The sequence below is a fragment of the Burkholderia pulmonis genome, assembly GCF_984667975.1.
Genome location: NZ_OZ480187.1, coordinates 1,427,969 through 1,439,761 on the forward strand (window position 1 = coordinate 1,427,969; position 11,793 = coordinate 1,439,761).

The window sequence follows — 11,793 nt, forward strand, 5'->3', positions numbered from 1 at the left end:
CCGCACCGATCGTCTAATCGGCCCGCCAACGCTTCCAGAGGAACATCAGATGATTCACACAACCCGAACGCTGCTCGGCGCGGCCGTCATTGCCGGTAGCACGCTCCTCGCCGGATGCCAGACCGACGCGGCCGCCACGGCGCCGAATGCGGCCCGTCCGGCCGACGGCAAGCCCGTGACCAAGACCGTCTATGTCGCGCCGCAGTCCGCGCGCTGCACGGGCGTCGCACCGATGGAATGCCTGCAGGTGCGCAGCAGCCCGAGCGAGCCGTGGAGCCTGTGGTATGCGGGGATCGAAGGGTTTGCGTACCAGCCCGGTTACCTGTACACGCTCGAAGTCGACGAATACCACGTGGCGCAGCCGCCGGCCGACGGTTCGTCGATCCGCTGGGTGCTCAAGCGCGTGGTCGAGCGGCGGCAGGCGAACTGACGGGCGCGTTCATGCAGAGGGCCGCGCCGCCGCACGGGCCGGCGGCGCGACCGTATCGATCCGCCGGAACACGGCGGACGACAGCAGCGTCACGACACCCATGCACGTGAACGACAGCATGAACCCGTGCGCCATCGAGCCCCAATAGGCGGCGAACAGGTTCACGAGTCCGCCGCCGATCGAGACGCCCAGGCCCATCGCGAGCATCTGCATCATCGTGAACAGGCTGTTGCCGCTGCCGGCGTCGGCATGGGACAGCCCCTTGAGCGTCACGCCGTTCATCGCGGCGAACTGCATCGAGTTCGCCGCGCCGAACACGATCAGCAGCACCCCCTCCAGCACCGGTGCGGGCCGCGCCGACACCAGCGCGAACCCTGCGATCGCGCAGCCGACGATCGCCGTATTCACGACCAGGAACGTCGCGTAGCCGAAGCGCTTCACGAGCGGCGCGATCCAGCGTTTCGCGATGACGCCCGCGATCGCGGCCGGCAGCATCATCAGCCCCGACTGCAGCGGCGTATAGCCGAGCTGCACCTGCATCAGCAGCGGCAGCATGAACGGCACCGAACTCGTACCGATCCGGCACAGCAGGTTGCCGAGCAGCCCCGAACCGAAATTCGGCTCGCGGAACAGCCCGAGCCGGAATAGCGGCTGCGCGCGTCGCCGCGCATGCGGCAGGTAGGCGAGCGCGCTCGCCAGCCCGAGCACGGCGAGCCCGGCCGCCCATGCGGCCCGGTGAGAAGGCATCGGCGGGTCGATCGCGAGCGACAGCGCGATCATCGCGACCGACAGCAGCGCACAGCCGGTGAAGTCGAATGGCGGCGGCTGCGTCGCCTGGTCGTGCGGCAGGTAGCGCTGCACCGCGATGAAGCCGACCACGCCGACCGGCACGTTGACGATGAACACCCAGTGCCACGAGATCGCCTGCGTGAGCCAGCCGCCGAGCGTCGGCCCGACGATCGGGCCGAGCTGGCCGGCGATCGACACGAATGCGATCGCCGCCACGTACTGTTCGCCCGGCACGCGGCGCAGCACGGCGAGCCGCCCGATCGGCAGCAGCATCGAGCCGCCGATGCCCTGCACGGCGCGCGCGATGACCAGCTGGCCGAGCGTATGCGACGCCGCGCAGCCGATCGACGCGAGCACGAACACGAGGATCGCGACGGAGAACACGCGGCGTGTGCCGAACCGGTCGGCGAGCCAGCCGGATGCCGGCGTGAGCATCGCCATCGTCAGCGTGTAGACGACCACGACGGGCTGCATCGCGAGCGGCGACGCATGCAGGCTTTGTGCGATCGAGGGCAGCGCGGTGTTGACGATCGTCGTGTCGAGCGACTGCATGAAGAATGCAGCGGCGACGATCCAGAGCAGCGCGGAGTGTGTGGGTTCCCGGGACATGGCGAAATCGGTGGTGCGACAGTCCGGCGCGGGCGGCACCGTCGTGCGGTCGCGCGGCGCCTGCCGGACTTCAAGCGCTCGATGGTACCGATTCCGGTGGTTATCGGGAAGCTGCCTCAAGGCATTGACTGTCATCGGAAATGCCGATGACAATGCGGGATGCTCAATCCCGTCTGGCTCAAGACGTTCGCAACCGTCACGAACTGCCGCAGCTTCACCGAAGCGGGGCGACAGCTCGGGCTCAACCAGTCGAGCGTCAGCGAACACATCCGTCGTCTCGAAGAGAGCGTCGGCCGGCGGCTGTTCGTGCGCGACACGCATTCGATCGCGATGACGGCCGACGGCGAGGCGCTGCTCGTGCACGCGAACGTGATCCTGCAGGCGCTGAACCGCGCGGAGTCCCAGTTCCGCAAGCCGAGGCTGCAGGGGCGCGTGCGGCTCGGCACGTCCGACGACCTCGCGCTCGTCGCGCTGCCGGACGTGCTCGCCGGGTTCCGCGCCGCGCATCCCGACGTCGCGCTGGAAATCACCACCGGCATGACGAGCCGGCTCTACGAACTGATGGATGCGGGTGCGCTCGACCTGATGATCGGCAAGCGGCGGCTCGGCGAGCGGCGCGGCACGCCGCTGCTGCGCGCACGGCTCGAATGGGTCGCGCGGCCCGGCACCGTGGTCGATCTGGAGCGGCCGCTGCCGCTCGTGCTGGTGGCCGAGCCGAGCGTCACGCGTGCGGTGGTGCTGAACGCGCTCGCGGAAAAGGGGATCGGCTGGGAAGTCGTGTGTTCGAGCAGCAGCCAGCCGGGTTGCATCGCGGCCGCGCGTGCGGGCCTCGGGCTGACCGCGACGTCGCAATACCTGTCCGCGCGCGGCCTCGCGCCGCCCGTGAACGGCGACGGGTTGCCGGTGCTGCCGGACGTCGAATTCATCGCGCTGGCCGCGAAGCGGCTCAGCCAGCCGGCCGGCACGCTGCTCGAACTGCTGGAAACCAGCGATCTGCGTGCGTCGGGCGCGGACGTATAGCGCCGGTCAAGCATGTGCCGCATGCGGCGCGCCCGCGCCGCGCATCGTCAGGCTGAGCGCTTCTGCGAAATCACCAGCAGCGCGCCGTTCTTGTCCTCCAGCACCGCGCGGTATTCGTGCGGCCCCGCCTGCACGGGCACGCGCACCGATGCGCCGGCCTTCACGACCCGCGCCATCGCCGCATACAGGTCGTCGTCCTCGTCCACGCGCAGCGTGAGCGCCGCGCGCTCGACGATCTGCTCGTCGCCCGCGACCAGCGCGATCGTCAGCGGGCCGCCGTCGAGCGCGCAATAACGGTCGCCGTCGCGAAACTTCACGCTCAGGCCCAGCCCGTCGACGAACAGCGGCAGCGCCGTGTCGATGTCGTCGACCGGATACAGCAGCATCGATACCTTCATTCCGGTTCTCCCTTGTCTTGATGTGGCGGCGTGCAATGCGCCGCCGGTCGATGCTAGCGCGTCGCTCGCGCGCTCACGCAGTCCGATCGGATGACGGTGAAACCCCTCTGTCCCCGCACGCGTGCAGCTACTCCGAACAGATGATGCCCACGCCAGCCGGCGCGCCGACACTTCCATTCGTGGACCGTCGCTATCCGTCCGTATCGTACGGACGGGCTGCGCGACCCCGACTCGTCCAACAGACATGGAGACGCACGCAATGAAGTTTTCCCTCATCTACGAAGCCCAGACCACCGACGCATCGCGCGAGGGCGACCACCGGGTGTTCAAGGAGACGGTCGAGCAGGCGCTGCTCGCCGAGCAGGTCGGTTTCGACACGATCTGGTGCGTGGAGCACACGTCGCTGACCAACTACGCGCACATGAGCGCGCCGGAAACCTTCCTTGCGTACCTGGCCGGCCGCACGACGCGCATCGGCCTCGGTCACGGCGTGGTGTGCCTGCCGCCGGCGATGAATCACCCGATCAAGGTGGCCGAGCGGGTCGCGTTGCTCGACATCCTGTCGGGCGGCCGCGTGCATTTCGGCGTCGGCAAGGGCGGCAGCCAGCAGGAAGCCGGCGCGTTCGGGTACGACCTCAACGAACTGCAGCCGATGATCGACGAATCGATGTACCTCGTGCCGAAGATGTTCGTGCAGGACGAGATCGAGCACGACGGCAAGTACATCAAGATTCCGAAGCGTCCGATCCACCCGAAGCCGTTCCAGGATCCGCATCCGCCGATGTACCTCGCCTGTACGAACACCGATGCGCTGCTGCGCGCCGGCCAGCGCGGGATGGGCGCGCTGGTGCTCGGCTTCGGCGGCCCCGACGAAGTCGCGAAGAAGAACGCGGTGTATCGCGAGGCATGGGCGAACCGCAAGCCGGAAGACCAGGTCGGCTTCCGCCCGACCCAGCACCTCGCGGCGCTGTGCCCGACGGTCGTGATGGCCGACGGCCAGGCGGCCCGCAAGATCGGCATCCGCGGCCAGCGCTACTTCATGGAATCGCTCGCGTACTGGTACACGGGCGGCGAGCGTCCGGACCCGGCGAAGTGGGGCGACGACCTGGTGCAGGCCGACACCGGCGAGATGGTGATCCGCTCGCGCTTCGCGTCGGAGGAAGTCGTCGTGAACTTCGCCGACCCGGCGCTCGCGATGATGAACCCGAACCACGCGTACGGCACGGTGGACGACTGCATCGGCTATGTCGGCCGCCTGCAGGAAGCCGGCGTCGACGAGGTGCTGTTCCTGTGCCAGATGGGCACGGTGCCGCACGAAGCGCAGCTGGAGACCATCCGCAACATCGGCGAGCACGTGATCCCGTTCTTCAACCGCGAGAAGGAGCGCGCCTGCGCGTGATGCACCGGGCCGCGCCCGTCGTCCCGTCCGGTCGGACGATGCGGCGCGGTCGCGCGAAGCCGACCATCGGTGGTGGCGAGCATCGCCCGCGGCCAGGCCGCGCCGAACAACTTTGAACGAGAGCGGGGCACGCGCCACGGCGCAGCCCCCGTTCCACAGGAGACATTCGTGCATCGCGACAACGATTCGAACGCATTGGCTGCCACGCTGATCGCCCGGGCCGAGGCACTGGCGCCGACGCTGGCCGGCCGCGCCGCGCAGGCGGAAGCACAGGGCCGCCTTCCCGCCGAGACGATCGCCGACATGCAGGCCGCCGGCTTCTTCAAGGTGCTGCAGCCGAAGCGCTACGGCGGCTACGAGCTCGATCCGCAGGCGTTCTTCGACATCCAGATGGCGCTCGCGCGCGGCTGCATGTCGACCGCGTGGGTGTACGGCGTCGTCGGCGTGCACAACTGGCAGCTCGCGCTGTTCGACGAACGCGCGCAGCGGGACGTGTGGGGCGACGACCCGGCGACGCTGATCGCGTCGACCTACATGCCGGTCGGCCGCGTGACGCCGGTCGACGGCGGCTTCCGCCTGTCGGGACACTGGAAGTTCTCGAGCGGCAGCGAACTGTGCGAATGGGTGTTCCTCGGCGCGCTGGTGCCGCCGGCCGAAGCCGGCCAGCCGCCCGAATACCGCACCTTCCTGCTGCCGAAAGCCGACTACCGGATCCAGCAGGACTGGGACGTGCTCGGCCTGCGCGCAACGGGCAGCCACGACATCGTCGTCGACGACGTGTTCGTGCCCGCGTATCGCACGCACAAGGCGATCGACGGAATGATGGGCACGAGCCCGGGCCTCGCGCTCAACGATGCGCCGCTGTTCAGGCTGCCGTTCGCGCAGATCTTCGTGCGCGCGGTGTGCACGTCGTGCATCGGCGCGCTGCAGGGCGCGCTCGACGATTTCACCGGCTATGCGGCGACGCGCGTGTCCGCCAACAGCGGCGCGAAGACGACCGACGATCCGGGCGCGCAGAACGCGTGCGCGAACGCGGCCGTCGCGATCGATGAGATGCAGGTGCTGCTCAAGCGCAATTTCGCGGAACTGATGGCGTCGGTGACGGGCGGCCCGGCCGTGTCGATCGAGCGTCGCGTGCATTTTCGCTACCAGTCCGCGCAGGTCGCCGAGCGCTGCGCGCAGGCCGCGAATACGCTGCTGCGCTACGCGGGCGGCAACGGCATCTATCACCGTAATCCGCTGGTGCGCCGCTTCCTCGACCTGCACGCGGCCCGTGCGCACTACGCGAACAACGTGGACCGCTTCGGCCAGAACCTCGGCGCCGTGATGCTCGGCCGCGAGAACACGGACTTCTTCATCTGACGGGGCCGCGATGAACGACACGCAAGCACAGCAATACACGTTCGACGTGGTCGTCGTCGGTTCGGGGGCGGGCGCGCTGCTCGCCGCGTGCCGCGCGGCCGATCACGGGCTGTCCGTCGTCGTGATCGAGAAGACGGCGCTGTACGGCGGCACGTCGGCCGTATCGGGCGGCGGCATCTGGATCCCGTGCAACCACCATATCGCGGAACTCGGCGCGACCGATTCGCGCGACGCCGCGCGCCGGTATGTCGACGCGTGCGTGGCCGGCGCATCGACGCCCGAGCGGCTCGACGCGTACCTCGACCGCGCGCCGGAGATGCTGCGCTACCTGGAATCGAAGACGCCCGTGCGCTTCCAGGCACTGCCGAAATATGCGGACTATTTCCAGAAGGTGCCGGGCGCGATGCCGGGCTATCGCGCGCTCGATCCGCTGCCGTTCGACGGCGGATTGCTTGGCGACGAATTCGACCGGCTGCGGCCGTCGTCGCCCGGCACGCTGATCTTCGGGCGTCTCGCGGTGACGTCGAAGGAAGCGCATACGCTGTTCTCGCGCGGGCCCGGCTTCATGACGCTCACGATCAGGCAGTTCGGCCGTTACTGGCTCGATCTCGGCATGCGCCGCCGCACGCGGCGCGACCGGCGCCTGACGCTCGGCAACGCGCTGGTCGGCGGGTTGCGCCGCGCGCTGCTCGACCGCAACGTACCCGTGTGGCTCGACACGCCGATGCGCGACCTGCTCGAAGCGGACGGCCGCGTGACCGGCGTGCGCGCGGAGCGCTTCGGGCAGCCGGTGACGATCGCCGCGCGCCGTGGCGTGATCCTCGGTGCGGGCGGTTTCGAGCGCAACCAGCCGATGCGCGAGCGCTACCTGCCGCAGCCGACCCAGGCGCAGTGGAGCGCGACGCCGCCCTCCAACACCGGCGACGCGATCGCCGAAGGCCACCGGCTTGGCGGCGCGCTGGCGCTGATGGAGCACGTGTGGGGCGTGCCGACGGTGCGCGTCGCGGGCGAGGAGAAGCAGCGCGGGCTGTTCGTCGAACGCAACCTGCCGGGCTGCGTGATCGTCAACGGGCAGGGCCGGCGCTTCGTGAACGAAGCCGCGCCGTATTCGGAATTCGTGCCCGCGATGTATCGCGACCATGCGCGCACCGGGGCGAGCGTGCCCGCGTGGATGGTGTTCGACGCGCGCTTTCGCCGCAAGTATCCGTGCGGGCCGGTCATGCCGGCATCGATGATGCCCGACGCACGGATTCCCGACGCGTTTCGCGACGTGCTCGTGAAGGCCGACACGATCGACGCGTTGGCCGCGAAGATCGGCGTCGATGCGGCCGGGCTGCACGACACGCTGCGCGACATGGCGCGCTATGCGGCCACCGGCGTCGACGAAGCGTTCGGCAAGGGCGACAACGCGTTCGACACGTATTACGGCGACCCGCGCAATACGCCGAACCCGTGCCTTGGGCCCGTCGACGAAGCGCCGTTCTACGCGGCGCGGGTCGACGCGGGCGACATCGGCACGAAGGGCGGGCTCGTGACCGACGCGACGGCCCGCGTGCTGCGCGACGACGGTACGCCGATCGACGGTCTTTACGCAATCGGCAACACCAGCGCATCGGTGATGGGCACGAGCTACCCCGGCGCGGGCTCGACGCTCGGTCCGGCGATGACCTTCGGGTATCTCGCCGCGGACCACCTGGCTGCTTGCGCGGCCGACGCCGGCGGCCGGCCAGCCCGGCCATCCACGACAGAACTTGACGGAGTACGACCATGAGCGATCTCACCACCCATCCGCTGCGCACCGACATGCTGCTCGCGATGCGCCGCCTCGCGCGCTCCGTCACGGTCATCAGCAGTGCGCACGACGGCCGGCGCTACTCGATGTCCGCGACGGCGGTCGATTCGCTGTCGACCGATCCGCCTTCGCTGCTGATCTGCATCAACCGTTCCGCGTCGCTGTATCCACCGCTCGATGCGGGCGCGCCGTTCTGCGTGAACGTGCTGTCCGCGCGCCACGAAGGCATCGCGATCGACTGCAGCGGCCGCCTGAAGGGCGAGGCGCGTTTCACGACCGGCGACTGGGATACGTCGCCGCACGGCGTGCCGTATCTGCGTGACTCGCAGGCGAGCCTCGTGTGCGAGCAGGACGGCCGTTTCGAATACGGCACGCATACGGTGTTCATCGGGCGCATCCGTGAGGTACTGATGAGCGGTGACGTCGATCCGCTCGTCTATCTCGACGGCGCCTATACGACGCCCGGCGCGCCGATGGCCCATGCGGCCGCGTGACGCAAGGAACCGGCGATGAGCGATTCACGCTTCCAGCGGCTGACCGTGGCCGAAGTGATTGCCGAAAGCGACGACGCGTGCTCGTTCGTGTTCGACGTACCGGCCGCGTTGCACGATGCCTTCGCGTACCGGCCCGGGCAGTTCCTCACGCTGAACGTGCCGTGCGCGGAAGCGACCGTCGCGCGCTGCTACTCGCTGTCGAGCGCACCCGGCATCGATGCGGCGCCGAAGATCACCGTCAAGCGCGTGCGCGACGGCCGCGCGTCGAACTGGCTGTGCGACCGCGTGAAGGCGGGCGACACGCTCGACGTGCTGCCGCCGGCCGGCGTGTTCACGCCACGCACACTGGACGGCGACCTGCTGCTGTTCGCGGGCGGCAGCGGCATTACTCCCGTGCTGTCGATCCTGAAATCGGCGCTCGTGCACGGACGCGGGATGCTGACGCTGGTCTATGCGAACCGCGACGAGCGCTCGGTGATTTTTCGCGACGAACTGCAGCAGCTCGCGCAACGGCATCCGGGCCGCGTGCGCGTGATTCACTGGCTCGACAGCGTGCAGGGCATTCCGCAACAGCGGCATCTCGAGGAACTCGCGCGGCCGTTCAGCCAGCAGGAAACGTTCATCTGCGGGCCCGCGCTGTTCATGGAGAACGCGCTGGCCGCGATGCTCGGCCTCGGGCGGCCGCGCGCACGCGTGCACGTCGAGAGGTTCGCGTCGCTGCCCGATGCGCCGGCGCCGGCGCCGGCCGGCACGGCGGCATCCGCTGCGGGAACGGCGGCGACCGGCGACGGCGCGGCGATCGAGACGGTGCTCGACGGCGACGCGTTCGCGTTCGACAGCGCGCCCGGCGAGACGCTGCTCGACGCGATGCTGCGCGCAGGCGTCCCCGCACCGAATTCCTGCCGGATGGGGCAATGCGGCGCATGCATGTGCCGGATCGAGCGCGGCGAGGTCGCGCTTGACAGCAACCACGTGCTCGACGAAGACGAGATCGCGGCCGGCTGGACGCTCGCCTGTTGCGCGCGGCCCGCGAGCGACGCGTTGCGCGTGGTGTTTCCCGACTGAGCCGTGGCGCGCCGGCGGCGCGCACGGCAACCCTGACCAATGACGATGGACAATGAAATCCTGACCACGCCCGCGCTGATCGCGCGGGCTGCCGCGCGCCACGGCGCGCATCCGGCGATCGAGTCGGAACACGGCCGGCTGACCTACGCGGAACTCGACGCCGCACGCGTCGACGCGGCCCGTGCGCTGCTGGCGAGCGGCATCGAGGCCGGCGATCGCGTGGCGGTCTGGGCGCCGAACCTGCCGCAATGGATCGTCGCGGCGCTGGCGATCCACACCGTCGGCGCGATCCTCGTGCCGGTCAATACGCGGATGAAGGGGATGGAGGTCGGCGGCATCCTGCACGACGGCGGCGCGCGGCTGCTGTTCTGCTGCGGCACCTTCCTCGGCGAATCCTATCCGGCGATGCTGATGCCGCACCGGCCCGCGACGCTCGAGCGCGTCGTCGTGTTCGACGGCGAACCGCCGTCCGGCGCGCGCGACGAAACCTGGAATGCGTTTCTCGCGCGCGGCGCGGCCGTGCCGCTTGCCGCGGTGCGCGAACGCGAGGCGCAGGTCACGCCCGACACCGTGATGGATCTGATGTTCACGTCCGGCACGACAGGCCGCCCGAAAGGCGTGATGACCGCGCACGGCCAGAACCTGCGCGCCGCGCAGGCATGGGCGGCGATCGCGGGCGTGCGCCGGGACGACCGCTACCTGATCGTCAATCCGTTCTTTCACACGTTCGGCTACAAGGCCGGCTGGCTCGCCGCGCTGTCGAGCGGCGCGACCGTGCTGCCGCATCTCGTGTTCCAGCCGGCCGACGTGCTGCGGCGCGTGGCGGACGACCGCGTGTCGGTGCTGCCCGGCCCGCCGACGCTGTATTACGCGCTGCTCGATGCGCCCGATCGCGCGACACGCGACCTGTCGTCGCTGCGGATCGCGGTGACGGGCGCGGCGGCGATTGCGCCGAGCCTGATCGAGCGGATGCGCGCGGAGCTCGGCTTCGAGACGGTGCTGACCGGCTACGGGCTGACCGAATCGTGCGGCTTCGCGACGCTGTGCCGGCAGGGCGACGATGCGGAGACGGTCGCCTACACGTCGGGCCGGCCGATGCCGGACGTCGAGCTGCGCATCGCGGGGCCGGGCGGCGCGCCGCTCGGGCCGGACGAAACCGGCGAGATCTGGGTGCGCGGCTACAACGTGATGCGCGGCTACTTCAACCAGCCGGACGCGACGCGCGAGACCGTCGATGCCGACGGCTGGCTGCATACGGGCGATCTCGGCTGCGTCGATGCGAACGGCAACCTGAAGATCACCGACCGCATCAAGGACATGTTCATCGTCGGCGGCTTCAACTGCTATCCGGCGGAGATCGAGCGGCTGCTCGCCGCGCATCCGGCGATCGCGCAGGTCGCGCTGATCGGCGTGCCCGATACGCGGCTCGGCGAGGTCGGTCACGCGTATGTCGTACTGCGCCCGGGCGCGCAGGCCGACGCCGATGCGTTGAACGACTGGGCGCGCAGCAACATGGCGAACTACAAGGTGCCGCGATTTTTCACGTTCGTCGAGCAGCTGCCGACGAGCGCGGCGGGGAAGGTGCTGAAGTACCGGCTGCGCGCAGTGACCGAGGCGGCCGCGTGAGCGATGAAGCGACACATGAACGGGATGAACGCATGAACGACAACGGATTTCCGCAGGGCGCGGTACTCGTGTTCGGCGGCAGCGGCGGGATCGGGCAGGGCGTCGCGCTCGAGTTTGCGCGCGCCGGCGTGCCGGTCGCGGTCGGCTACCGCAGCAAGGCCGACGTCGCCGAGCGCGTCGCGCGCGACATTCGCGGCGAAGGCGTCGCGGCCACCACGCACTGCGTGGACGTGACCGATCCCGCGCAGGTCGACGCCGCGCTCGCGGCTGCAATCGACGCGCATGGCCGCGTGCATACGGTCGTCTGGGCTGCCGGCCCGTTCGTGAACCAGCGCCATATCGGCGACATGACGCATGACGACTGGCGCCGCGCGATCGACGTCGAGACGATCGGCTTTTTCGTTGCGGCGAAAGCGGCCCTGCCGCATTTCCGTGCATCGGGCGGCGGGTCGTTCGTCACGCTCGGATCGGCCGGGCATCTGCGCTGGCCAGATCGCGACGGGTTGTCGGTCGCGCCGAAGGCGGCGAACGAGGCGCTGGTCAAGGGGCTGGCGCGCGAGGAGGGGCGCTACGACATTCGCGCGAATTCGATCCTGGTCGGCGTGATCGAGGCCGGGATGTTTCCGGTGCTGCTCGAACAGGGGCAGTTCGACCAGGCATGGATCGACGAGACGCAGAAGATGCTCGCGCTGAAGCGCTGGGGCAAGGCGCACGACGTGGGACGTGCGGCGGTGTTCCTGGCGTCGGACCGGGCGAACTACATCACCGGACAGCAGTTGAACGTGTCTGGCGGTTATGGGCTGTAGCGA

11 protein-coding genes are annotated in these 11,793 nt (G+C 69.5%); 9 read left to right on the top strand and 2 right to left on the bottom strand.

What is annotated here, in order from left to right:
• Positions 1-49: 49 nt before the first annotated feature.
• Complete coding sequence (locus tag AC5LXK_RS23115) at positions 50-430, top strand: DUF4377 domain-containing protein (RefSeq protein ID WP_493393800.1); 381 nt, start codon at positions 50-52, stop codon at positions 428-430.
• Positions 431-439: 9 nt separating this feature from the next.
• On the opposite strand, the gene AC5LXK_RS23120 is transcribed toward AC5LXK_RS23115, so the two are convergent.
• Complete coding sequence (locus AC5LXK_RS23120) at positions 440-1,828, bottom strand: DHA2 family efflux MFS transporter permease subunit (protein ID WP_493393801.1); 1,389 nt, start codon at positions 1,826-1,828, stop codon at positions 440-442.
• Between the two features lie 159 nt (positions 1,829-1,987).
• Here AC5LXK_RS23120 and AC5LXK_RS23125 point away from each other — a divergent pair, with 159 nt between their 5' ends.
• On the top strand, positions 1,988-2,848 hold the full coding sequence (locus AC5LXK_RS23125; protein ID WP_493393802.1) for a LysR family transcriptional regulator: 861 nt from the start codon (positions 1,988-1,990) through the stop codon (positions 2,846-2,848).
• A gap of 47 nt (positions 2,849-2,895) precedes the next feature.
• Here the strand turns inward: AC5LXK_RS23125 and AC5LXK_RS23130 are convergent, their stop codons facing one another.
• Positions 2,896-3,246: a VOC family protein gene (locus AC5LXK_RS23130; RefSeq protein ID WP_493393803.1), complete on the bottom strand. Its 351-nt coding sequence runs from the start codon at positions 3,244-3,246 to the stop codon at positions 2,896-2,898.
• Between the two features lie 259 nt (positions 3,247-3,505).
• On the opposite strand from AC5LXK_RS23130, the gene AC5LXK_RS23135 reads away from it, so the two are divergent.
• From AC5LXK_RS23135 to AC5LXK_RS23165, 7 genes are all read left to right on the top strand, one after another.
• Positions 3,506-4,645 (top strand): LLM class flavin-dependent oxidoreductase, encoded by a 1,140-nt coding sequence (locus tag AC5LXK_RS23135; protein WP_493393804.1) that lies wholly within the window; start codon positions 3,506-3,508, stop codon positions 4,643-4,645.
• 168 nt (positions 4,646-4,813) lie between these two features.
• The gene (locus tag AC5LXK_RS23140) at positions 4,814-6,007 is read left to right on the top strand and encodes an acyl-CoA dehydrogenase family protein (protein ID WP_493393805.1); all 1,194 of its coding nucleotides are present in this window, start codon (positions 4,814-4,816) and stop codon (positions 6,005-6,007) included.
• A gap of 10 nt (positions 6,008-6,017) precedes the next feature.
• Positions 6,018-7,778 carry an FAD-dependent oxidoreductase gene (locus AC5LXK_RS23145; RefSeq protein ID WP_493393806.1) on the top strand — a complete coding sequence of 587 codons (1,761 nt, stop codon included), beginning with the start codon at positions 6,018-6,020 and terminating at the stop codon, positions 7,776-7,778.
• A complete protein-coding gene (locus AC5LXK_RS23150) occupies positions 7,775-8,293 on the top strand; it encodes a flavin reductase family protein (RefSeq protein ID WP_493393807.1) in 519 nt (172 codons plus the stop codon). Before AC5LXK_RS23145 ends, AC5LXK_RS23150 begins: the two co-directional genes overlap by 4 nt.
• Before the next feature lie 15 nt (positions 8,294-8,308).
• A complete protein-coding gene (locus tag AC5LXK_RS23155) occupies positions 8,309-9,358 on the top strand; it encodes a 2Fe-2S iron-sulfur cluster-binding protein (protein WP_493393808.1) in 1,050 nt (349 codons plus the stop codon).
• 39 nt (positions 9,359-9,397) lie between these two features.
• Entirely contained in the window at positions 9,398-10,984 is a 1,587-nt protein-coding gene (locus AC5LXK_RS23160) for a FadD3 family acyl-CoA ligase (protein WP_493393809.1), read from the top strand.
• A gap of 32 nt (positions 10,985-11,016) precedes the next feature.
• Positions 11,017-11,790 carry an SDR family NAD(P)-dependent oxidoreductase gene (locus AC5LXK_RS23165; RefSeq protein ID WP_205816610.1) on the top strand — a complete coding sequence of 258 codons (774 nt, stop codon included), beginning with the start codon at positions 11,017-11,019 and terminating at the stop codon, positions 11,788-11,790.
• The last annotated feature ends 3 nt before the right edge of the window (positions 11,791-11,793 follow it).

What these genes read in the sequence shown, in the direction of transcription:
- AC5LXK_RS23115 (WP_493393800.1), top strand. Translation starts at nt 50, where the DNA reads ATGATTCACACAACCCGAACGCTGCTCGGCGCGGCCGTCATTGCCGGT.
- AC5LXK_RS23120 (WP_493393801.1), bottom strand. Translation starts at nt 1,828, where the DNA reads ATGTCCCGGGAACCCACACACTCCGCGCTGCTCTGGATCGTCGCCGCT.
- AC5LXK_RS23125 (WP_493393802.1), top strand. Translation starts at nt 1,988, where the DNA reads ATGCTCAATCCCGTCTGGCTCAAGACGTTCGCAACCGTCACGAACTGC.
- AC5LXK_RS23130 (WP_493393803.1), bottom strand. Translation starts at nt 3,246, where the DNA reads ATGAAGGTATCGATGCTGCTGTATCCGGTCGACGACATCGACACGGCG.
- AC5LXK_RS23135 (WP_493393804.1), top strand. Translation starts at nt 3,506, where the DNA reads ATGAAGTTTTCCCTCATCTACGAAGCCCAGACCACCGACGCATCGCGC.
- AC5LXK_RS23145 (WP_493393806.1), top strand. Translation starts at nt 6,018, where the DNA reads ATGAACGACACGCAAGCACAGCAATACACGTTCGACGTGGTCGTCGTC.
- AC5LXK_RS23150 (WP_493393807.1), top strand. Translation starts at nt 7,775, where the DNA reads ATGAGCGATCTCACCACCCATCCGCTGCGCACCGACATGCTGCTCGCG.
- AC5LXK_RS23155 (WP_493393808.1), top strand. Translation starts at nt 8,309, where the DNA reads ATGAGCGATTCACGCTTCCAGCGGCTGACCGTGGCCGAAGTGATTGCC.
- AC5LXK_RS23160 (WP_493393809.1), top strand. Translation starts at nt 9,398, where the DNA reads ATGACGATGGACAATGAAATCCTGACCACGCCCGCGCTGATCGCGCGG.
- AC5LXK_RS23165 (WP_205816610.1), top strand. Translation starts at nt 11,017, where the DNA reads ATGAACGACAACGGATTTCCGCAGGGCGCGGTACTCGTGTTCGGCGGC.